The organism is Streptomyces sp. SCSIO 30461 (assembly GCF_037023745.1).
Taxonomy (GTDB): Bacteria; Actinomycetota; Actinomycetes; order Streptomycetales; family Streptomycetaceae; genus Streptomyces.
On record NZ_CP146101.1, the window covers coordinates 3,551,766 to 3,574,673 of the forward strand.

General features: G+C 69.9%; 17 protein-coding genes and 1 riboswitch. Of the genes, 13 read left to right on the plus strand and 4 right to left on the minus strand.

The window, feature by feature from the left end; all coding sequences use genetic code 11:
* Positions 1-10: 10 nt before the first annotated feature.
* Positions 11-213, plus strand: a riboswitch (cobalamin riboswitch).
* 39 nt (positions 214-252) lie between these two features.
* The 4 genes from V1460_RS15665 to V1460_RS15680 all read left to right on the plus strand — a co-directional run bounded on the left by V1460_RS15665 (position 253) and on the right by V1460_RS15680 (position 5,799).
* Positions 253-642: a (2Fe-2S) ferredoxin domain-containing protein gene (locus tag V1460_RS15665; protein ID WP_338674332.1), complete on the plus strand. Its 390-nt coding sequence runs from the start codon at positions 253-255 to the stop codon at positions 640-642.
* A 95-nt stretch (positions 643-737) separates the two neighbouring features.
* Complete coding sequence (locus V1460_RS15670) at positions 738-1,772, plus strand: ABC transporter substrate-binding protein (protein ID WP_338674333.1); 1,035 nt, start codon at positions 738-740, stop codon at positions 1,770-1,772.
* Positions 1,773-2,642: 870 nt separating this feature from the next.
* The gene (locus V1460_RS15675) at positions 2,643-2,843 is read left to right on the plus strand and encodes a DUF6229 family protein (protein WP_338674334.1); all 201 of its coding nucleotides are present in this window, start codon (positions 2,643-2,645) and stop codon (positions 2,841-2,843) included.
* A gap of 100 nt (positions 2,844-2,943) precedes the next feature.
* On the plus strand, positions 2,944-5,799 hold the full coding sequence (locus tag V1460_RS15680) for a type 2 lanthipeptide synthetase LanM family protein (RefSeq protein WP_338674335.1): 2,856 nt from the start codon (positions 2,944-2,946) through the stop codon (positions 5,797-5,799).
* Between the two features lie 393 nt (positions 5,800-6,192).
* Here V1460_RS15680 and V1460_RS15685 read toward each other — a convergent pair whose 3' ends face one another.
* Positions 6,193-6,711, minus strand: coding sequence for a DUF1990 domain-containing protein (locus V1460_RS15685; RefSeq protein WP_338674336.1), 519 nt, complete (start codon positions 6,709-6,711; stop codon positions 6,193-6,195).
* Positions 6,712-6,992: 281 nt separating this feature from the next.
* Between V1460_RS15685 and V1460_RS15690 the strand changes: the two genes are divergently transcribed.
* Both V1460_RS15690 and V1460_RS15695 read left to right on the plus strand, forming a co-directional pair.
* On the plus strand, positions 6,993-7,529 hold the full coding sequence (locus tag V1460_RS15690) for a hypothetical protein (RefSeq protein ID WP_338674337.1): 537 nt from the start codon (positions 6,993-6,995) through the stop codon (positions 7,527-7,529).
* Between the two features lie 448 nt (positions 7,530-7,977).
* On the plus strand, positions 7,978-9,141 hold the full coding sequence (locus tag V1460_RS15695) for a GDSL-type esterase/lipase family protein (RefSeq protein ID WP_338674338.1): 1,164 nt from the start codon (positions 7,978-7,980) through the stop codon (positions 9,139-9,141).
* Positions 9,142-9,324: 183 nt separating this feature from the next.
* Here the strand turns inward: V1460_RS15695 and V1460_RS15700 are convergent, their stop codons facing one another.
* The 3 genes from V1460_RS15700 to V1460_RS15710 form a co-directional block, all read right to left on the minus strand.
* Positions 9,325-9,750: a chaplin gene (locus V1460_RS15700; protein WP_338674339.1), complete on the minus strand. Its 426-nt coding sequence runs from the start codon at positions 9,748-9,750 to the stop codon at positions 9,325-9,327.
* A 230-nt stretch (positions 9,751-9,980) separates the two neighbouring features.
* Entirely contained in the window at positions 9,981-11,039 is a 1,059-nt protein-coding gene (locus V1460_RS15705) for a hypothetical protein (protein ID WP_338674340.1), read from the minus strand.
* A gap of 21 nt (positions 11,040-11,060) precedes the next feature.
* Entirely contained in the window at positions 11,061-11,450 is a 390-nt protein-coding gene (locus V1460_RS15710) for a hypothetical protein (protein WP_338674341.1), read from the minus strand.
* A gap of 120 nt (positions 11,451-11,570) precedes the next feature.
* Between V1460_RS15710 and V1460_RS15715 the strand changes: the two genes are divergently transcribed.
* From V1460_RS15715 to V1460_RS15745, 7 genes are all read left to right on the plus strand, one after another.
* Positions 11,571-12,530: a UTP--glucose-1-phosphate uridylyltransferase gene (locus V1460_RS15715; protein WP_338674342.1), complete on the plus strand. Its 960-nt coding sequence runs from the start codon at positions 11,571-11,573 to the stop codon at positions 12,528-12,530.
* Positions 12,531-12,761: 231 nt separating this feature from the next.
* The gene (locus V1460_RS36325) at positions 12,762-13,073 is read left to right on the plus strand and encodes a hypothetical protein (protein WP_407077463.1); all 312 of its coding nucleotides are present in this window, start codon (positions 12,762-12,764) and stop codon (positions 13,071-13,073) included.
* Positions 13,070-15,313, plus strand: a complete 2,244-nt coding sequence (locus V1460_RS15725; RefSeq protein WP_338674343.1) for a glycosyltransferase family 39 protein — start codon at positions 13,070-13,072, stop codon at positions 15,311-15,313. Before V1460_RS36325 ends, V1460_RS15725 begins: the two co-directional genes overlap by 4 nt.
* A gap of 621 nt (positions 15,314-15,934) precedes the next feature.
* A complete protein-coding gene (locus V1460_RS15730; protein WP_338674344.1) occupies positions 15,935-16,507 on the plus strand; it encodes a peptidylprolyl isomerase in 573 nt (190 codons plus the stop codon).
* Positions 16,508-16,515: 8 nt separating this feature from the next.
* Positions 16,516-17,688, plus strand: coding sequence for a glycosyltransferase (locus V1460_RS15735; RefSeq protein ID WP_338674345.1), 1,173 nt, complete (start codon positions 16,516-16,518; stop codon positions 17,686-17,688).
* Positions 17,689-18,277: 589 nt separating this feature from the next.
* Positions 18,278-21,655: a pyruvate carboxylase gene (locus tag V1460_RS15740; RefSeq protein WP_338674346.1), complete on the plus strand. Its 3,378-nt coding sequence runs from the start codon at positions 18,278-18,280 to the stop codon at positions 21,653-21,655.
* Between the two features lie 162 nt (positions 21,656-21,817).
* Complete coding sequence (locus tag V1460_RS15745; RefSeq protein WP_338674347.1) at positions 21,818-22,825, plus strand: NADP-dependent oxidoreductase; 1,008 nt, start codon at positions 21,818-21,820, stop codon at positions 22,823-22,825.
* Positions 22,826-22,908 lie beyond the last annotated feature (83 nt).

The window sequence follows — 22,908 nt, forward strand, 5'->3', positions numbered from 1 at the left end:
CGCACCCGGGGTTATGGCCTGTCGTGTGCGTCTGTCATGATGTCAGGCGAAAAGGCGACGGCGGAACGAGGAAGCCGGTGTGAATCCGGCGCGGTCCCGCCACTGTGATCGGCGAGCGGACCCCGAACAGACCACTGCCCGGATGCGGGTGGGAAGGTCGGGACGAGCATCGACCCGAGAGCCAGGAGACTCACGCGGTCGCCTCCTCGAAGTGACTGGGGCGGATTTCCCCGGAGAGGAGGGCTCGTCGGGATGCCCAGAAGACCATCGACAGCCGGTCCGGTTCCGTGCCGGGTCGTGGTGTGCCGGGACTGCTGCTGTGGCAGCGCCAAAGTGACCGGTGTCGACCACGGCGAACAGATCGCGCGCCTCGCCGAAGAGGCGCCGGTTCGCGTCTCGGACTGCCTCGACGTGTGCGACCAGGCCAACGTGATCGTTGTGCAGCCCTCGTCGGATGGGCGTGCAGCCGGTGGCCGGGCGGCCTGGTTCGCCCTCGTCAACGACACCGCCGCCACTGAGGGCATCGCCGCCTGGGTGCGGGCGGGTGGACCGGGCGTCGCGGCTCGGCCCGTCCTCCTCGATGACCACGCCTTCGCCCCGCCTCGGCGCGCCCGCTCCGAGATGCCCCGTGGCGCGCGCTGAGTCGCGGCCACCGCTCTTTCCACCCTCCTGAGTCCGAGCGCTCCCGGCCGATGCCCGGACGCACAGGACCACTCCTGCGGGAGAGGACCTTCCACATGATGGGCCGGCGCCCGGTATCCCTGCTGTCGGCCATGGCCGCGGCCTTGCTGATATCCGGCTGCGGAGGCACCGTGGAGCGGAAGGAGGCCCCGTCAGCCGATCACGCTGCCAAGGGGTTCCCGGTCACCGTGTCCAACTGCGGTGTGAAGACGACCTATCAGCGTCCGCCGCAGCGTTCGGTGTCGATGAACCAGCACGCGACCGAGGTCATGCTGGCACTGGGGCTGGAGAGGTCCATGGTGGGAACCTCCTGCCTCGACGACAGGATCCTGCCGGAGTACCAGGGCGCCTATGACGGGATCAAGGTCCTGGCGAAGGAGTACCCCTCGTTCGAGGCACTGCTGGCCGCCGAACCGGACTTCGCCTACGGCGGTTTCGCCAGCACCTTCGACGAGAAGGAAGGGCGTGGCCGCGACGCTCTCTCCAAGGCCGGGATCAACTCCTATCTGAACATCGAGGAGTGCCCGTCGGGGCCGGTGACCATGGCCGCCATGGACCAGGAGATCCGGAACGTGGCGAAGATCTTCGGTGTGCCGGACCGGGCGGAGCTGCAGTTGAAGAAGCTCCACGGCACCCTGGACAGCGTCGAGGACAGACTCGCCGACACCGCGCCGATGAAGATCTTCGTCTACGACAGCGGCGACAAGACCGCATTCACCGCCGGTGGCGCCGGCATCGGCAATGAGATGATCAGGCTGGCCGGCGGGATGAACCTCTTCACCGACCTGGACAAGGCGTTCGGTGACGTGTCGTTCGAGCAGGTGGCAGAGCGTGCGCCCGAGGCGATCGTCATCTACGACTACGGCGACCAGTCGGTCGAGGACAAGAAGAAGTTCCTCCTCGCGAACCCGGCGCTGAAGGACGTACCCGCCATCAAGAACAAGCGGTTCGCCGTGCTGCCGCTGTCGTCCACGGTGCTGGGCGTCCGGGTCCCGTCCGGCGTGGATTCCCTATGCCGAGGTCCGCGTCCTTCCGGACGAATTCCACCGGCCGTTCGACCTCCGTCGTCAGCCGGTCACACAGGGCGCTGAGATCGGCCCCGTAGCAGGGGCCGAAATCCAGGGCTCGGGACAGGAAGCCGTGGAGGTCCGGCACGGTGCGGATGACCGTACCCTCGATGACCACCTTCACGATCCTTACCTCAAACGGCCCTGGACCGCGGGGCCGCAGCCCTCCGGCAGACCCCGCACGACGAGCATCATGGCCTCCTCGATCGTCGCGGTACGGGGTTGAGGGCGTCGGCGGCCGGCCGGCGCGCTTCCTGACGGCGCCCGAGCGCTGAACGGCCTGTTCCGCGCTCCGATTCCTCGCTCCGTTCCTTGGGCAGGCGACCGTATTCCACCGCGCCGCGACGGGACTCGCCGACGCGAGCGCCCGTTTCGGCCAGCTCGACTCGGCGGAATCCTTCCGTCAGCCGGATGCCGGGCCGCGCCGTCGTCAGCGCCCGGGAAGCGCCGGACCGGAGCCCGGAGCGGCGGCGACCGTCAGCGGAGCGACTTCGGCTCCACTCACCCGGTCGACCGATACGGCCTGGACACGGTGTCGTCGCTGCCGGGTCATACCGCGTCGAACGCTCCACTCGCGGCGCCACCTGGGAATCCGCCCGCCCGCCTGCCCGGTGACGTCGGATCCGACGCGGCCCGCCTGAACGGCACGCTGCCCGCCGCGTCCCCGGCCGCGGGGCGCGGCATACAACCGAAAGAGGCCACTCGTTTTCCGGGCTCGGCCGTGCACACGCGCTCATGGGCCCTCAGCGTCGGCATCCGAACCGCCTCAGAGATGCCGATGCGCACCCTCGGCACCATACGACTGTGGCCGGATTCGTCATCTGACGGGTGTTCGAACACGGTGATACTCGGGGCTGGGCAATCCGCCCGAACCCCTACGTCCGGAGGCCATCCATGCCCCAGACCAGTGTGCACACCGCAGCCGTGCTCGAAGCATGGCTGACCGGTGCCGACACCGCGTACGGCCTGTCGAACCCGGCAGGTCCTCTCTATGTCGGCGGCGCGGCCGCCGAAGCCGCCCTCACCGACCCGAGCGACTCGCTCTACGGCTTCTGTTCCAGCCCGAGCGGTTCGCGCGGCAGCTGGTGCTGCTGACACGTGACCACAGGGAACCGCGCGCTCGTGGGCGCGGTTCCCTCGCTTGTCCAGGCCCTTCACGGGGCGTACGCGCGGGCGGAGAGGGAGACGGCGGACAGTGAGTGGATCGACGACGGACAAGCCGGGGGAACCGGCGGCGAAGGAGCCGGACGACCGGGGCGGGGCCGAGTGGTTCGACCGGCCTGTGCGGTCCGTCGCCCGGCCCTGGCGGGAGACACTGGCACGGCGGCTGGCCGCCATCCGCGGACTGGACCCGGACGAGCGGAACACGCTCCTGGAAGCCGGCCATACCACCCTGCTGAGGTCCCTGCACGCGAAGCTGTCCCGACTCTTCCTCATCGAACTGCACGCCCTGCGCATGACCGCAGGACAGAGCCCCGCCGCCGAGGGGACCGCACGGACCTGGGACGCGTTCATCGAACAGGCGGGTGAGGACGGCTATCTCGACCGGCTCGCCGCCGAGCGGTACCCGACCCTCGCCCGCCGCGTCGCCTCGGTGGCGCGGCTCTCCGTCGAGGCCACCGCCATCTTCGCCGAGCGCATCGCAGCGGACCGCGAACTGCTCGCGCCGCTGTTGGGAGCCGCCCCCGGTCGACTGCGGGCCGTCGCCTTCGGCGAGGGCGACAGCCACCGGGGCGGCCTGACGGTCAGCCGGGCAGACTTCACCGGCGGGACCGTCATGTACAAACCCCGCCCGTCCCGGGCCGATCTCGCGCTCGGCGAGCTACTGGACGACATCTACGCCGACTTCCCCGCCGCCCCGGCACCGCACACACGCATCAGGGTGCCGCGGACCCTGGCCCGCGACGGCTACGGCTGGGCGGAGTTCGTCGCCCACCGCTACTGCGCCGACGACGCCGAACTCGCCGCGTTCTACCGTAACGTCGGCCACTGGCTGGCCGTGCTCCGTCTCACCGGCGGCACCGACATGCACGCGGAGAACATGATCGCGACCGGGCCGATACCGGTCATCGTGGACGCAGAAACACTCTTCGACGCCCCCGCCCCCTTCCCGCCCAGCGGCCGGGGCGACGCCGTGGACGTGGCAGCCGCCGCCATCCGGCGCACCGTTCTGCGCACCGGACTGCTGCCCGTGCGCGGTACCGGCTTCGCCCTCGGCGGAGTCGACATCTCCGGGATCGGGGCGCTCCCCGGCCAGCAGCCGCTGATTCCCAACCCCGTGATCGCCGACGGCGGCACCGGTGCGGCCCGTTTCGAGGTGGACCTCGTCGCCATGCCCATCGCGGGCAACCACCCCAGCCCCACTCCGGTGCTGAGCACGTACTGGGACCGGATCCTGGCCGGCTTCCGTGAGATGACCGCGCATCTGCGCCGCCCCGGCACCGACCCGTACCGGCTGCTGCGCCGTTTCGAGGGCGCCCAGGCACGCCGAATCCTGCGGCCCACACAGGCGTACGTCGACATCGGCCGCATGCTGTGGCACCCGGCGTCCCTCTACGACGAGCCGGCCGCCGTCGAACGCGCCCGGGACATCCTGAGGCGCAATGCCGACGTACTGCCCGGCGCGCCCCGCGACCGGGCGGCCATCGACGGCGAGATCGCGGAACTCCTGGCCGGAGACGTGCCGATGTGCACCTTCACCGTGGACACGGCCGCCGTGCACGCCACGGTCGAGGACTGGCGTGACGCCGACCTGGCGTTCGAGGAGGCGGTCATCCAGGACGCACTGGTCGGCGCCTACCTCAACGAACGCACCCTGCCGGGCAGGGTGCGAGCGCCCGCGTGGCAGCCGCACGCCCAGGACCGGGAGCGGCGTCGCCGTGATCTGGCCGTGCGGATGGTCCGGCGCCTGTGCGACGGTGCGGTGCGCGGCGAGGACGGCACGGCCACCTGGATCAGCCCCGTCTTCACTCCCGCCGGATGGTCCATCAGAGTGCTGCCCGCCGACCTCTACACCGGGCAGGGCGGAGTGGCCCTGGCCCTCGCCGAGTATCTCGCCGAGGTACGGGTCGGGCGGGCCGACAAGGTGCCCGGCGTCGCCGAGACCTACGAGGGAGCCCTGCGTGTGCTGATCGGCACCGAGGAACACACGCCGACACCGTCCGCCGGGGCGTTCAGCGGTGCAGCTTCACAGGTGTGGACGTGGCTGGCACTGCACCGCGTGCTCGGCGGACGGCACCTGCTGGAGCGGGCCGCCGAACGGGCCGTGCTCCTGGCGGACAGCCCTCTCGTCGAGGACGACGTGGAGGTGGACCTGCTCAACGGAGCTGCGGGCGGCATCGTCCCGCTGCTCGGCCTGGCCGCGGCGACCGGGCAGGACTGCTGGCTGGAAGCCGCCGCCCACATCGGCCGCCGGCTCACCGGCCTGGCCACCGTCGACGCGAGCGGCGCCCGATGGACGACCCGGCTCAACCCGGAGGGCATCGGCGGTTTCGCGCACGGCGCCACGGGCATCGGCTGGGCGTTGGCCCGGCTCGCGCTCGCCGGCGCGGGCTCCGCATCGGACCGGCGCGACTGGTCCCACCTCGCCGAACTGGCCTTCGCCTACCAGGAGTCCCTGTACCGGCCGGAGTACGGGAACTGGCTGGATGTGCGCATAGGAGCCGAGGAGGACTTCTTCACCAGTTGGTGCCACGGCAGCGCGGGAATCGGCATCGGCATGCTCGACCTGCACCGTCGTACCGGCGAAGCCGCTCGCCTCGACATGGCCCGGCGCGCCGCGCAGGCGTGCGCCGCCGACGGCTTCGGCTGGAGCCACACCCTGTGCCACGGCGACCTGGGCTCCTGGGAGTTGCTCACCGCCCTGGACTTCGCCGACCGTGCCGACCTGGACGCCGAGATCCTCACCGGCCTCGAACAGCGCGGCCCGGTCGGGGGACTGGCCCGCGAGGCGTTCTCGCCGAGTCTGATGTCCGGATTGGCGGGAGTCGTGCACACCCTGCTTCGGATGCACCCCGAGTCCGAACTGCCCGATCCGTTGCTGCTCGACTGAAGTCGGCTCGACCACGAGGATCCCGCCGGACGGCGGGAACGGCACTTTGCCGCTCCCGCCCTGGCGATCGCCGCCGGCTCTGCCGTCCCGGCATCCGTTCGGATCCAGGAGAAACTCCCGGCTCGCAACCGCGTGGAAATCGCGGATTGGGCCTGGGAGCACGGCATCGTCTCCTGAGTCCGGCCGGTTTGACGCGGGGGCCTGGTGCGGGGGCCTCATGTCCGTGACCCCGCCCAATCCGGCGGGGTCACGGACACGACCGGCGTGAGTCCGAGCCGTCCCGCGCGGTGCGGGGCCCCGGACCCTGGGCTTCCCGATCGCGGGCGCACCTGGGGAAATCATCCGCATGTGGTACCCGCGTGAGGGCCGTTGCCGCGGCGGGGCGCCGCGGATCTACTCCTCGACCCCCGCGCAGAGCTTTCGCAGAGCGGCGCCGCACCTGCGTGCGTACGCGTGCTGCAACCCGCGTGTCGCGGCCCCGCCCGCGCGGGCATACCACTTCTGCGCTCGGCTGAACGCGGCCACGGTCAGCCAGACGGTGCCATCACCCGTGCGGTCGACCAGGAAGGCTTCCTCGCCGCATTCGGGGTGGCCCGCGAGTGTGCCGGAGGCCCAGCCGGCGCGGCGGGGTTCCTCCACCGCCCACACCACTCGGCAGGGCGCCTTGATCAGCCTGCCCAGGGTCACGGTGAGGTCCACGCCGGGAGTCGCGCGTTCGGCGGTGGAGTCTATGCGGACACCCATGGCACGGTGCATCTCCCAGGTGAGGACCGCGTCGGCCGCACGGCGGAAGACCTCGGTGCCCTCGCCGAGTCGGGTGCGCCCGTACGTCGGATGGAAGCCGGGCGGGCAGAAGGTCAGGTCGTCGCGGGTCGCGCCGACCGGCTCGTAAGTGAAGGATGCCTCGGGCATGGGACACAAGAGTAGGGCCGGTACCCGGGCGGTGGTCGCCCCGGGTACCGCCACCCGCCGGCGATGTCGTGCCCGAGCGGTGCCAAGGCCCCGGGGCGGCGGCCGAGTTCGCCGGCTGCCACGGTTCCCGGGCGCGCCGCGCCGTCACCGCGGCGGGCGGGCTGCGTTCCCGGGCCGATCCGGAAGGCGGCATTGTCGGCGTTCGCCTGACCCCCGTCCCACCCCGGGTCTACTGTACGTACACACCGTGTAGCTCACCGCTGTCAGCCGAGGAGGAACCTGTGCCATCGCCCTGTGACCCCCAGCACGCTCCCGCCGGTGATGTGGGTGCAGCGCTCATGATGATCGACTCTCGGCTCAGGAGCATCTACGACGAGAAGGACGAGATCGACCCCGAACAGCAGAAACTGATCGACCAGTACGCCGCATCGCTGGACCCTGAAGGTATCGACGACCTGCTGGACGGCGCCTGCACACTCATCTACATGTACATGCGGTGGCTGCGGATGGCCTACGAGGACCACGACAAGGATCCCGTCGAGTATGTGATCCCCAGCCTCGTGGCCACGATGCGCGTGATGCCCCGTAGCTTTCCCCCCGAGGTCATCCCCACCATGGTGGGCCTGGTCGTCGCAGCGGGTACCGGCCTGAGCCCCAATCTCTGGCGCAAGCAGTACGGATACTGGACCGAGGAGGAGCTGACTCCCCTGGAGGCCACGACCTTCCTGCTCGCGGACCACATCAACCGCCTCACCGAGGACCATGACTTCGCCACCCGTCTGATCACCGAAGCTCTCTGCCGCGCGGACAAGGGCTGACGTTCCGCACCCCCCTGTGAGACCGCGCCGGTCCGGTCGGCACATCTCGAATCGGTATACGAACGCGCTTGCGTCACTACGGCTCCGCGGTGGGAGAAGTGGTCCGCCTCGTCGGTGCAGCCCGGCAGGGCGCTCGCATCGGCCCCGGTGCGGCAGGCAGGGGACACCGTGAAGTGGCCGTGTGGTGAACGGAGTTGTCCGCGCCGCCGCCCGTCCCTGGTGAAGGGGCTCTATCGGCAGGTCCTGAACCGCTGTTCAGTTGCCGCGACGCCAACGGTGGTAAGGGAGATCCGGTAGCCCCTATGAGGCGGATATGAAATCCGTGCAGCTACCTTGCGGTAACAAATGGGCCGTGTCAGATTCCTCTCGCGCTCGGCCGGCGTGCCTCTCCGTCAATGCTCCGTGCTGACCATCCGTGTCGGCACGGTCTGGATGCAGGAGCATCGCCATGCCCGGATTCCACATCGCACCCCTGCGGCTGCCTGCCGCCGCCCTCACGTCCACGCTCCTCCTCACCACCGCGCTCACCGGCGGTGCCACCCCCGCACAGGCGAGCACGTCAAGTGCGCAGACCGCCGTGGTGTCGATGGGGGACAGCTTCATCTCCGGAGAAGCCGGCCGCTGGCAGGGCAACAGCAATACGCAGTCCGGCAGCCGCAGCGGCACCGACCGGGCCTATTCCGGTGGTGGCTACGACCCCGCCAAGATCTATGGCAGCACCTATGCCAGCGGGTGCGACCGCTCCGACTCGGCGGAGGTGCTCAGCGCCACCGGGATCGCCGACGTGGCGATCAATTTGGCGTGCTCGGGCGCCACCACCGACCATGTCTTCCGTGCGGTCAACGGCGGCGAGTCGCTCAAGGGCGAGTCCCCGCAGGCCGACCGGCTGGCCGCGGTCGCCGCGCAGTACCGGGTCGAGCTGATCGCCCTCTCGATCGGCGGCAACGACCTGGGCTTCAGCGACGTCATCACCAACTGCGTCGAGGACTACACCATCCTGTACTCCTACTGCCACGACGACCAGGGGAAGAAGGTCGACGACCGGATGGACTCGGCCATGGCCGGCATCGCCAAGTCCGTCCAGGAGATCAGGGCCGTGATGTCGTCAACCGGATACTCGACCGGCGACTACCGCATCGTCCTCCAGTCGGCACCGTCGCCGATCCCCCGCAGCTCCGAGAACCGGTACTCGCAGAGCGGCTGGTCCAGACTGACCACCGGCGGCTGCCCGTTCTGGAACAAGGACGCCGACTGGGCGCGGGACGAGTTCATCCCCGAGTACGCCGCCGCGGTGAAGGAGGTCGCCGAGTCCGAGGGAGTCCAGTTCCTCGACCTCCAGGACATGCTCCAGGGGCGTGAGGTCTGTGCCAAGACGACCCGCCTGGCCACGTCGTCGCAGGGGCCCTCGGCGGCCACCAGCGAATGGGCGCGCTTCCTGGTCAGTGGCGTGGCGCAGGGGACCTTGCAGGAGTCGTTCCACCCGAACTACTACGCCCAGCGCGCTCTGGGCCGGTGCCTCGCTCTGATCCACGCGAAGCCGACCGGCGACTATGCCTGTCAGAACACGGCAGGCAAGGGCGACTCGGGAATGTATCTCACCGGCGTCTCCTGAGGGTCCGCCGCATCCGATCCGGCCCCGTCGACGGGTCGGCGGGTCGGTCGACTGCGCAGGTCAGGGACGCAGTCGGGCGACAGCGTCGTGGGCTTCGGACGGTATGGGAGCCGGGCGGACCGCCGCCGCGGGAGCGGCGGCGGTCCGCCATGGCACAGCCGGGGCGGACCGCCGCGCGTGCCGTCAGGAGTTGACGCAGGCGTTTCCGGCGGCCGGGCTCAGCATGCTGATCACGCCGAGCGAGTTGCCGCACATGGCCACGGGGACGCTTACCGGCACCTGGATGACGTTGCCGGACAGGATCCCCGGGGAGCCGGAGGCCGCGCCGACTGCCATGGCGCCGGTCGACCCGTCGTCACCGTCTGTCATGTCTCCGTTCAAGCAGGTGTTTCCGGCGGTGCCGTTGAGCATGCCGATCACGCCGAGCGAGTTGCCGCAGGCGGCGATGGGCACGTCGATGGGCACCTGGATGACGTTGCCGGACAGGATGCCGGGCGAGTCGGCGGCCACGCCCTGGGCTCCGGCGTCGGCCGACGCGACCGAGGCGCCGCCGATGGTGGCCGCACCGACGGCCAGTGCCACGACCGCGCTTTTGACGAGACGGAACATCGCTACCTCCACAGTGCTGGTTGGACAGGTCGCCTTTTCGCGTATCTGTCCGTTCAGTTACGTATGGGTTGTTATCAGCACTTTGGCGAGTTGTCCGAAGGTAACGGGTCGCGGCGTCGCGTAAGCCCCTGAACGGACCAGTGGGAGGGAGCGGTTGCGGGCGTCCCGGTCCGGCGGTGCACCCGGCTCTCCGCATGTGTCACGGAGGGCCGGGCGGGGGAGAGTGTCGGTCAGATGAACTCGACCAGGGGGAAGGAGCGGTGGAGCCGCGGTGGGGTGAGGAAGTTCTGGCGCCTGGTGGCGGTCAGGAAGCGTTCGAGGCCGTTCTCGTCCTCCGTGACGTCGTCCTCCTCGGCCAGGTCGAGAGATGCCTGGTTGCCGCGCATGACACGGAAGAACTCGGCCGTCGGTACGGAGATGGTGAACTGGAGCTTGGGCTGCGCGGAGCCGTCCGGGACGTCCATGCTGTCGTAGCCGGGCCCGTCCATGCGCACGTGGAGGGGCAGTCCGGATGCGGTACGCGATGAGCGCTGGAGTCCGGAGAGGTGCCCGATACGGTGCTCGCCCTCCGGTGTGCCGATGCCCTGGGCGCTGCGGAGCGCGTCGTCCGTGCCCTGGAAGGTGTTCTCCAGGAAGGCCGGTCCGCCGCCGTCGGTGTACCGGTCCGCGTTGCCTTCCGCGGGCGGAGGCGTGGAGCGGAACATGTACGGGACGCGCTCGGTGTACATGGCGTCGTCCTGGGGGACGCCGGTGTCGTCCACGTCGTAGAACTGCTGGAGGTCCATGATGACGTGCGAGAGGTGCTGGATAGAGCCGTTGCCGAAGTAGTCGCCCGGCCGGGCCGTGGTCAGCGGGCTCGACTGGAAGGTGACGGCATCAGCGGCGCTGGTACCCGAGGTCTGCTGGTCGGCGAAGCCCATCCACATCGGCGATCCGGGGTTGACCATGAACGCGTAGACCAGGTTGTTGGCGTCCGCGATCTTCCTCGGCAGGCCGATCTGGGTGAACATCGCCCGGCTGGAGGTGAAGGCCAGCAGGTCGGACAGGAGTGGCGATGCCTGTGGGCGGCCGGCCAGTCTGTTGCTGCCGCCCAGCCACCCCAGGACGTCCTGGATGTCGGCGGCGTTGTCGCTGCGCAAGGTGAACAGGAGATCATTGCCCTCGATGGCCACCGGCACGTTGAACCGCCGCTTGGTGATCCGGGGGTTGGCCGGGGAGACGTCCGTGGGACCGCCACGGCCTCCTCCAGGACGTAGCGTCTGGTCGAGTGTGAGCCGACTGTGAGTCACCTGGGATCGGCGCGCGCCTCTTTACTTCAGCGCCTTGATCTGCCGGGCGCAGCGCCCTCCGGGGACGGCCGAAGACGTTCCGGTGACGAGGCTTGATCCGGCGGCGGACCTCGAGCGGCCGGGCCGGGAGCTCCTCGTCCACGCGGCCGTGCACCCTTTGGCGCCCGTGCCGCCGTGGTGCGTACGACCGGGCCGGGTGGCCGGATGGTGCACATAGGGCCGCCCGGCGCGCGCGGCTGGCATTGCAGGGCGTTCGGGCCCTCGGTTCCCGGGCGGGTCACCGTACAGGCCCTCGTCGAACTCCCCCACCGCACCACTGTCCTGGAGAAGGCTGCCGGTGGCGACGAGTTCGTCACCCTGGCTGCTCCCAGGAGGGTCCACGTCGATGAAGATCCGGTGGGCGATGAGCACCGGCCACCTCAGGCGGGCATACAGGTGAGCAGCCTCGCCGGTCCCGGCCGGTGCGAACACATGGTCCGGCCCCAGGTGTCCCACAGGTTGTGCCCAATCTCGTGGGCGAGTGTTGCGGGCATGAACGCGAGCACCCACACTCCCACCGCCACGGTGACCAAGGCCGTGATCCCCGTCGCCGGACTCGGCACGCGGTTCCTGCCGGCGACCAAGGCGACTCCCAAGGAGATGCTGCCGGTCGTCGACAAACCGGCGATCCAGTACGTCGTGGAGGAAGCGGCGAACGCCGGGCTTGAGGACGTCCTCATGATCACTGGGCGCAACAAGCGGGCACTGGAGGACCACTTCGACGACAACGCCGAGTTGGAGCAGGCACTTGCCGCCAAGGGTGACACCGCCCGCCTGGACGCCGTGCGCCGGGTGACCGGTCTGGCCCGTATGCATCACGTCCGCCAGGGCCGGCCGCTCGGCCTCGGCCACGCGGTGCTGTGCGCGCGCAGCCACGTCGGCGACGAGCCCTTCGCCGTACTCCTGGGAGACGACCTCATCGGCCCCGGCGAAGGACTGCTCGAGCAGATGCTGCGGGTGCGGGCGGCCTACAGCGGCAGTGTCGTCGCCCTGATGGAGGTGGAACCCGACCGGACACACCTCTACGGATGCGCGGCGGTCGAGCGGGCCGGTGAGGCGGGCCCGGTGGACGGCCGCGCACATGACGGGGAGGATGCGCTGGTCCGCGTGATCGACCTCGTGGAGAAGCCGGCTCAGGGGACCGCTCCCAGTAACTACGCGGTGATCGGCCGCTACATACTCGACCCCGTCGTCTTCGACCTACTGGAGAAGGCGGAGCCTGGCCACGGCGGCGAGATCCAACTCACGGACGCCCTCAGGGAACTGGCGGTCTCGGGCGACCACCCCGTGCACGGAGTGGTCTTCTCCGGACGCCGCTTCGACACCGGCGACCGTGCCTCCTACCTCCGCACCGTCATCGAGCTCGCCTGCGAGCGGCCCGACCTCGGCCCCGACTTCCGGAGCTGGCTGACGGACTTCGTCCGGGCGGGCCACGAGGCACCGGTCCGCTGACAGCGGACCGGTCGCGCCGAGCCCCCGGTGCCCGGCGCGACCGCGTTTCACAGGCGCCGCACAGCTTCACCACATCGATGTGACAGGGCACTACCGGAGGGTCGAAACCATGCACACGGACTCCTGGATGGGAACTCTCCCGGCGCGGGACCACATCCCCGTAGCGATACCCGGACCACCCGTTCTCGACGTGGTGGTGCCGGTCCGCAACGAGGAGAAGGACATCGAAAGGTGCGTGCGCCGACTGCACTCGCAGTGCGGGTTCAAGGCGATGCGGCGCAGGTGCTGCTGCCCCTGGTCCAGGACACCAACCGGTTCTTCGGCACCGAGATTCTGGTACTCGCCGAGCGCGCCGGGTTGCGGATCCACGAGGTGCCGGTCGACTGGATCGACGACTACCGCCCCCTGCCGCACTACTACGCAGAGGCCGCCTCGCCTTGCGGCGACGCGCAGCACGGCCGCGCCGACGACGCCGCGGACACGAGCTGGAACGCCACCGTACGACCACGCCCCGACGACCACACAGCAAGGAACCCGCGATGACCACCACCCCCGCCGACCGCAGTGACACCGGTGCGGCAGGCCCGCCGCCGAACCCGGGGTATGACGCCGCCTCGTCGACTCCGGCCCGGCCCGCCCGCGACGGTTCCCGCGTGGCCCGGCTGTGGCAGGGCCGGCCTGGTGACCCCCGCTGGGCGCGCCCCGCGCTGATCGGGCTGCTGCTGGCCACCGGGCTGCTCTACCTGTGGAACCTCAGTGTCTCCGGGTGGGCGAACTCCTACTACACCGCCGCTGCCCAGGCCGGCAGCACCGGCTGGAAGGCGTTCCTGTTCGGCTCGCTGGACGGCGCGAACTCCATCACGGTCGACAAGCCGCCGGTCTCGCTGTGGCCGATGGACCTGTCGGTGTCGATCTTCGGGCTGAACTCCTGGTCGATCCTCGTCCCCCAGGTGATCATGGGTGTACTGGCCGTGGCCCTGGTGAACGCGTCGGTCCGGCGCCAGTTCGGCCCCGGCGCCGGGCTGCTCGCCGGTTCGGTACTGGCGCTGACCCCGGTGGCCGCGCTGATGTTCCGCTACAACAACCCCGACGCACTTCTCGCGCTGCTCCTCGCGCTCAGCGTGTACTTCGTGCAGCGGGCTCTGGAGGACGGGCGCACGAAGTGGCTCGTGTGGTCGGGTGCGGTGATCGGTTTCGCCTTCCTGACCAAGCAGCTCCAGGCCGTCCTGGTGCTGCCGCCGCTCGCGCTGGTCTACGCCGTCTGCGCGCCGGTCAGGCCCCTGAAGCGCCTGTGGCAGCTGCTGACGGCCGGGTTCGCGCTGCTCGTCGCGGCCGGCTGGTGGGTGGCCCTGGTCGAGCTGTGGCCCGAGTCGTCCCGCCCCTATATCGGCGGTTCCACGGACGACTCCTTCCTGGAGCTGACCTTCGGATACAACGGCCTCAGCCGTGTCAGCGGCAACAGCGGGAGCGGCGGTCCCGGTGGTGGCGGCGGTTTCGGCAACACGGGCGAAACCGGAGTCGACCGGCTGTTCAACAGCGGCCTCGGCGGCCAGATCTCCTGGCTGCTGCCCGCCGCGCTGATCCTGCTGGTCGCCGCTCTCATCCTGACCCGCAAGGCCGGCCGGGCCGACGCGACCCGTGGGGCCTTCCTGCTCTGGGGCGGCGCACTGCTGACCAGCGCCGCGGTCTTCAGCTATGCCTCGGGTGTCTTCCACGAGTACTACACGGTCGCGCTGGCTCCGTATCTCGCCGTCCTGGTCGGCATGGGCGTGGCTGTCCTGTGGCGGGAGCGCGCCGGCGCCGAGTGGGCCGTTCCCGTACTCGGTGCCACGGTCGCCGTGACGGCGGTGTGGGGGTACGTGCTGCTCGGGCGCACCAGTGACTACGGTCCGCTCAAGTGGCTGGTGCTCGTGGCCGGTCTCGCCGCGGCTGCGGGGCTCCTGTTCGCCGCCCGGCTCGGACGGCGTGCGGTCGTCGGTGTCGCGGGACTGGCTCTCGCCGCGTCCCTGGCGGGTCCGTTCGCCTACACGCTGACCACGCTCAACACGGTGCACACGGGCGGAATGCCCACGGCCGGACCCTCGTCGACCAGCGCGTTCGGCGACGGGCGTGGCGGCAGGGGCCAGCCTCCGATGGGTATACAGCCGCCGACCGACATGGGCCAGAACCAAGGCAGGGGTCAGGCGCAGGGCCAGAACCAGGGCATGGGCCAAGGGGTCCGCGGAGACGGGATGCCCGGCTACGGAGGCATGGGGCAGCAGCCTCCCGGTGGCACGGGCCAGAGCCAGGGCATGGGCCAGAGCCAAGGCAGGGGCCAGGGCCAGGACATGCCGGGCGGCGGCGGGATGGGCCAGGGCACGCCGGGCGGCGGCGGGATGGGCCAGGGCACGCCGGGCGGCGGCATGGGTGGTCCCGGTGGTGAGAACGCGACCATCAGCAACGAGGTGGAGGAACTGCTGCTGAAGGACGCGAGCAAGTACACCTGGGTCGCCGCCGGAGTCGCCTCGCACTCCACGGGCTCGTACCAGATCGCCACCGAGAAGCCGGTGATGGCCATCGGCGGATTCAACGGGAACGACCCTTCTCCGACCCTGGACAGCTTCAAGTCGATGGTCGACAAGGGGGAGATCCACTACTTCATCCCGGGCAATGCCCGGGGCCCGGGCGGCGGCAGCGGTGACAGTGCCGGCAGCCAGATCAACACCTGGGTGCAGGAGAACTTCAAGAAGGTCGACGTCGGCGACACGACCCTCTACGACCTGACCCAGCGGATCACCTCCTGAGAAACCACCTCGCGGACGGCGGCCCTGTGCCGCCGTCCGCGAGGGCGTGTCCGCCCCGCTGCCGAGAAGAGCACCGATGCCGAGGCCCTGCTGACGCACCCGAGCGAGCTACGCACTTGACGTTCCATCGAATTGCCATTCGAGCATGTGGGAACGCATGCGCAAAGCACCACGGAACGTCCTCCCCGGCTCCTCACGGGGGAGCCGGGATTCGGTGGACCAGGGGCGTCGGACGGCTGGTGACCTGGGTGGCCCTGGTCACCGGCGGCATGCTGTCGATGGCCCGTATACACCGTGGGCTGCTACAGGGGCACCGCGACCACGCTGACGACATCGGGGAGGCAGCGCACACCTCGAACGGAGTAGACGTGCCGTCGCCCCGGTCCCTCCGGCCGGCGGCGGGCGACGTCGCAGGCATACCTCGATGAGCGCAGCGCGGGACGGAGACGGCACCCCGGGCGATCGGCATGGCTTCCGAACGGTGGCGGACATCGCCAAGCGGCAGACACGCATGTCACTCGCACGGGTCGGATCGGGTGACACGGCCCTGCCGTTGATGGTTGACGGGGCACGGCGTGTGAGGGCTTATGTCCTGCCGTCATCCATCCGACCGAGGCGCAGATGTCCCAGAGTGAATCGCAGCCGGAACCGAAATCCGCCGCACCTCCCCGAGAAGGCCGCATCCGCGAGCGCGGAGCGCGAGACGCGATGCTGCGCGGGCCGGCGACCGCGCTCGCCGTCACCCTGGGGTGCGCGTCCCTGACCTGGGCCGCCGTCGGCCTCACCACGGAACAGGCTGCCCCCGGGCCCGTGGCGAAGGCGATGACGTCGTGTGTGTACACGCTCAGCGACCCCGATGAACGGGTGTCGCTGCCGCCCACCGGCGCCAAGGTCCCCACCCGTCCGTACAGCGTCACACTCGACACGAACGCGGGCAGTGTCGTCTTCGAGTCGTTCGGCGGCGACGCTCCGTGCGCCACGAACTCGTTCGTGCACCTGGCCCGTCAGGGTTACTACGACGGCAGCGCCTGCCACCGTGTGTCCACCCGGCACATCTTCGTTCTCGAATGCGGGGACCCCGAGGGCAGCGGCCTCGACGTGCTCAGGAAGATCGGGGCGAACGGAACCGGCAGCGGGAGCCCTGTCGGAAAGCCGAAGGACCCCGTGGTAGTCGAATCGGTGACCGTCCGGTGAGGAACTCCATGAAGCCGTCCATCTGTCTCTGCATGATCGTCAAGAACGAGTCGAAGGTCATCGAGCGCTGCCTGGACGCGGCAAAGGGACTCATCGACTACTGGGTCATCTCCGACACGGGCTCCACCGACGGGACCCGGGACCTGATCCGCTCGGCTCTCGACGGGATTCCCGGTGAGCTCCACGAAGAGCCCTGGGTGAACTTCGGGCACAACCGCACCCTGAACATGCGGCACGCCATCGGGAAGGCCGACTACCTACTGCTGCTGGACGCGGACCTGGAAGTCCGGAGCGACGGTGAACTCCCCCTGCTGACCGCCGACGCGTACATGCTGCGGCACGACTGCGACACCTCGTACCGCATCCGGCGGCTGGTCCGCGGTGATCTGCCGTGGCGGTACGAGGGCGTCACCCACGAGTTCCTCACCTGCGACCGGGAAGTGCGCCAGGAGAACACGGACGCCCTGGTGATCCGCGACCACGGCGACGGTGGCTCCAAGCACGACAAGTTCGAGCGTGACGCACGGCTGCTCAGTCTCGAACTCCAGCGCGACCCCGACAATCCGCGCACCGTCTTCTACCTGGCGCAGACCATGCGGGATCTGGGGCGGAACGCCGAAGCGATCGAACTCTACGAGCGACGCGCCGCCATGGGCGGATGGGCCGAGGAGGTGTACTTCGCCCTGCTCCAAGTCGGCATCCTCGAGGCGGCGGCCGCGCACTGGCCGGACGCCGCTGAGGCCTTCGTCAAGGCCTGGGAGACTCGTCCGCAGCGCCTGGAGGCCTGCTACGAACTCGCCTCACGGCTGCGCAGGAAGGGGCGCTACCACACCGCGTTCGCCCTGCTGTGCGGTGTGGTCGGCAGCCCCCTGCCCTCGGAGGACATCCTGTTCACCCAGCCCTGGGTGTACCGGTGGGGACTCCTCTTCGAGTACTCGATCAACGCCTACTGGGTCGGGTCCTACGACGAGTCCGTCGCCGCGTGCGACGCGCTGCTGGAGATGCCCGATCTGCCCGGGAACATTCGCGAACAGGTCATCAAGAACCGCGCTTTCGCCGTCGAGAAGTACGCCGGGACAGAGGGCGGTAGCGAGCCCGAGCCCGAGTCCGAGCCCGCCCCGCGGGCGGACGGGCAGCCGCAGGCTTCGGCCTCCCACCGGCCTCAGCCCGTGGGCGGCTGAGGCGTCCGGCGCGCCCCCGTGGCCCGGCTCGCCGTCCTGCGGAGACACCACCCCGAAGTGTCCGTCGCCCGAGCGCCCTCCAGGTCTCAAACCAGAGAACAGGCCAGGTCATGAACGCGTTGTTCCTCGGCACCCTCCGGCCGCGGCTTGGGCTGGGCCTTCCGAAGCGGAAGGACCCGCCGGGTGTGCCACACGCCGGGGCGAGTGGTGTGGACTGGCGGCCGGCGATCCACTCCGGTCTCTCGCTGTTCCTCTCCGCCTCGGCTACGCGGTGTGGATCGCGGTGAGCACCGAGACGGACGACACCCCGGAGACCGTGTCCGCGCCGCTGCCGGTGACGGTTGCGGCGACTCGTTCCGGGTAGGCGCCGCGGTGGGAAGAAGCGCCACGCGGAGTAGGCGACAACCGGCACAATCCGGCACTACCAGGACGTACTCTGCGTGACGTAGCTCCCTTCGGCGGGAGATCGACGCGGGCGCCGGTGAATCGGTAGCGTCCACGGGAACAGCGAATGCCGGCCCCGGCAGTCGGGTCGGCATCGTCACCTTCACCTTGAGGCCGCGCGCCCGCAACACGACAGGGGACTTCGATGTTCCGCAAGGTATTGGTCGCCAACCGGGGCGAGATCGCGATCCGCGCCTTCCGCGCGGCGTTCGAACTCGGCATCTCCACGGTGGCGGTGTTCCCCTACGAGGACCGCAACTCGCTTCATCGCGCCAAGGCGGACGAGGCCTATCAGATCGGTGAGAAGGGCCACCCCGTGCGGGCCTATCTGTCGGTCGACGAAGTCATCAAAGCCGCGCGCAAGGCCGGTGCCGACGCCGTCTACCCCGGCTACGGCTTCCTGTCCGAGAACCCCGGCCTCGCCGCCGCCTGCGCCGACGCGGGGATCACCTTCGTCGGGCCCCCGGCATCCGTGCTGCACCTGACGGGCAACAAGGCCCGTGCGGTGGCCGCCGCCCGTGAGGCGGGGGTCCCCGTGCTGAAGTCGTCGCAACCGTCCACGGACGTGGACCAGTTGCTCGACGCCGCGCAGGCCATCGGCTTCCCGGTCTTCGTCAAGGCCGTCGCGGGAGGCGGTGGACGGGGAATGCGGCATGTCTCCGAGCCCGGAGAACTGCGGGAGTCGATCGACGCGGCGATGCGCGAGGCGGAGTCCGCCTTCGGCGACGCCACCGTCTTCCTCGAGCAGGCCGTCGTCAACCCCCGCCATATCGAGGTGCAGATCCTCGCCGACGGCGACGGCAACGTCGTCCACCTTTACGAGCGGGACTGCTCGGTGCAGCGGCGCCACCAGAAGGTCGTGGAGATCGCCCCGGCACCGAACCTCGACCCTGACCTGCGCGACCGCATCTGCGCCGACGCCGTCGCCTTCGCCAGGCACATCGGCTACGTCAACGCGGGCACCGTCGAGTTCCTCGTGGACGAGCGCGGCAACCATGTCTTCATCGAGATGAACCCGCGTATCCAGGTGGAGCACACGGTCACCGAGCAGGTCACCGGACGGGACCTGGTCATCGGGCAGCTGCGGATCGCCGCGGGGATGACCCTGCCCGATTTGCGGCTGAGTCAGGACGACATCGTGCTCAACGGCACGGCCCTCCAGTGCCGCATCACCACCGAGGACCCGGCCAACGGATTCCGTCCCGACACCGGCATGATCTCCGCGTACCGATCCCCGGGCGGCCCCGGAGTACGGCTCGACGGAGGCACCGTCCACACCGGTGCGGAGGTGTCCGCACACTTCGACTCGATGCTGGTCAAGCTGACTTGCCACGGGCATGACTTCACCAACGCCGCCCGCCGTGCACGGCGGGCGATCGCCGAGTTCCGCATCCGAGGAGTCGCCACCAACCTGCCGTTCCTCGGTGCGGTGCTCGACCATCCGGGATTCCGTGAAGGCCGGGTCACGACGAGTTTCATCGCGGACCATCCGGAGCTGCTCAAGGCGCGTCCGTCCGCCGACCGGGGCAGCCGGATGCTCAGCTATCTCGCCGAGACCACGGTCAACCGCCCGCACGGTCCACGTCCCCTGGTGATCGACCCGGTCCTGAAGCTCCCCGCCACCTCGCTGGGCGGCGAGCCCCCCGCGGGCTCGCGGCAGCGTCTCGCGGCCCTCGGCCCCGAAGCGTTCGCGGCGGAGCTGCGCGCACAGCGCGCCGTCGCGGTGACCGACACGACCTTCCGCGACGCCCATCAGTCCCTGCTGGCCACCCGGGTGCGGACACGTGATCTGCTGGCCGTCGCCCCGTATGTGGCCCGCACCGCGCCGGAGCTGCTGAGCCTGGAGTGCTGGGGCGGCGCCACCTACGACGTCGCGCTGCGCTTCCTCGCCGAGGACCCCTGGGAGCGGCTCGCGGCACTGCGGGAAGCGGCGCCCAACATCTGCACGCAGATGCTGCTGCGCGGTCGCAACACCGTCGGCTACACGCCGTACCCGGTCGAGGTGACCGACGCCTTCGTAGCCGAGGCGGCGGCGACCGGTATGGACGTCTTCCGCATCTTCGACGCACTCAACGACGTCGCGCAGATGCGTCCCGCCATCGACGCCGTTCGGTCCACCGGAACCGCCCTGGCCGAGGTCGCCCTCTGCTACACCGGCGATCTGTCGGACCCCGCCGAGCAGCTCTACACGCTCGACTACTACCTGCGGCTGGCCGAGGCGATCGTCGAGGCCGGGGCGCACGTGCTGGCCATCAAGGACATGGCCGGGCTGCTGCGCCCGCCCGCTGCCCGCACACTGGTCACCGCGCTGCGTGAGCGCTTCGACCTCCCGGTGCACCTGCACACCCATGACACGGCAGGCGGCCAGCTCGCCACCCTGATCGCCGCGGTCGACTCGGGCGTCGACGCGGTCGACGCGGCGGTCGCCTCGATGGCGGGCACCACCAGCCAGCCCTCGCTGTCGGCGCTGGTCGCGGCCACCGACCACACCGAGCGTGCCACCGGGCTCTCGCTCGAGGCGGTCGGCGCGCTGGAGCCGTACTGGGAAGCGATGCGCAAGGTCTACGCGCCCTTCGAGTCCGGGCTCGCCTCACCCACCGGGCGGGTCTACCACCACGAGATTCCCGGCGGGCAGTTGTCCAATCTGCGGCAGCAGGCCATCGCGCTCGGCCTGGGCGACCGCTTCGAGCTGATCGAGGACTGCTACGCCGCCGCCGACCGGATGCTGGGCCGGCTCGTCAAGGTGACTCCCTCGTCGAAGGTGGTGGGCGACCTCGCCCTGCACCTGGTGGGAGCCGGGGTCGACGCGGCCGACTTCGAATCCGACCCCGGCAAGTTCGACGTACCCGACTCGGTGATCGGGTTCCTGAGCGGTGAACTGGGCGACCCGCCCGGAGGCTGGCCCGAGCCGTTCCGTACCAGGGCGCTCAAGGGGCGTCCTGCCCAGGCGGTGGCGCCCACACTCTCGGAGGACGACCGCCAGGGACTCGGACGGGACCGCCGGGCGACGCTGAACAGGCTGCTGTTCCCCGGTCCGACCAAGGAGTTCGACGCCCATCGCGAGGCCTACGGCGACACGTCGGTGCTGCCCACGCAGGACTTCTTCTACGGGCTCGAGCCGGATGTCGAACACACCGTCACCCTGGGTGCCGGTGTCACCTTGCTGATCCAACTGGAGGCGATCTCCGAGGCCGACGAGCGCGGTATCCGCACCGTGCTGGCTACGCTCAACGGCCAACTGCGCCCGGTGTCGGTACGGGACAAGTCCATCGCCACCGAGGTCAAGGCCGCGGAGAAGGCCGAGCGCGGCAACGACCGGCATGTCCCCGCACCGTTCGCGGGTGTGGTGACGCTCCAGGTCGAGGAGGGCGCGACGGTGTCCGCGGGGCAGACGGTGGCCACCATCGAGGCGATGAAGATGGAGGCCTCCATCACGGCACAGTGCTCCGGCACGGTCGCGCGCCTGGCCATCGGAAGGATCCAGCAGGTAGAGGCGGGCGATCTGCTCATCGAGATCGACTGAGGCGACTGACGCCCGCGTCCCACAAGAGTCGGCGAGCCCTTGTCGGACACGGGTGGCGCATGTCATAGGCGCGGGGGCACTGTGGGTGTACGACCGACTCGCGCTCATACCTACTGGTCGGTATGGTCGGAGGTGTCGGTAACCTACGGGAGGCAAGGCCTGATGACTGCGACCAACCGCCAGATCCGCCTGGCAGCACGCCCCTCCGGCACGGTGCGCCCCGAGGACTGGGAACACCATGTGGCACCTGTGGCGGAACCGGGACCCGGCCAGTTCGCCGGCCGGACACAGGTCATCTCGCTGGACCCGGCCATGCGCGGCTGGCTCGACGACCGGCCCTCGTACCTTCCGCCCGTGGGGATCGGCGAGGTGATGCGGGCCGGGTCGGTCATCGAGGTCACCGCGTCCGACCATCCCGGGTTCCAGCCCGGTGACCAGGTCCTCGGTACCTTCGGGGTGCAGGAGTACGTCGTGTCCGACGGCAAGGGCGCGATGAAGATCGACACCTCGCTCGCCCCGGCGTCCACATACCTCGGCGCGCTCGGGATGCCGGGCATGACCGCCTACTTCGGCCTGCTCGACGTCGGCGCGCTGAAGGAGGGCGAGACGGTCGTGGTGTCCGGGGCCGCGGGTGCCGTCGGTTCCATCGTGGGACAGATCGCCAGGATCAAGGGATGCCGGGTGGTCGGCATCGCCGGCGGGCCCGAGAAGTGCGCACTGCTCACCGACGAACTGGGCTTCGACGCAGCGATCGACTACCGCGAAGGGGACATCAAGCAGCGCCTGCGTGAGCTGACCCCCGACGGAATCGACGTCTACTTCGACAACGTCGGCGGTGACATCCTGGACGCCGCGCTGACCCGGCTGGCGATGCACGCCCGCGTGGTGATCTGCGGGGCGATCAGCCAGTACAACAACACCACACCGGTCAGTGGCCCTTCGAACTACCTGTCCCTGCTGGTGCGCCGCGCCCGTATGGAGGGCTTCGTGGTCTTCGACTACGCCAAGCGCTACGCGGAGGCCGCCCAGGAGATCGCCGGCTGGATCGGCGACGGCCGGATCAAGGTCAAGGAACATGTGGTCAAGGGCGGTGTGGACGACTTCCCGGAGACCTTCCAGATGCTGTTCCGCGGTGACAATGTGGGCAAGCTCGTCCTCGACGTGGGCTGACTCCCGAGTACGCGGACATCCGGTGGCCATCTGAGTACCTGGGGACACCTGTACTGAGTACGTCAGCCGATCCGCACCGGCGG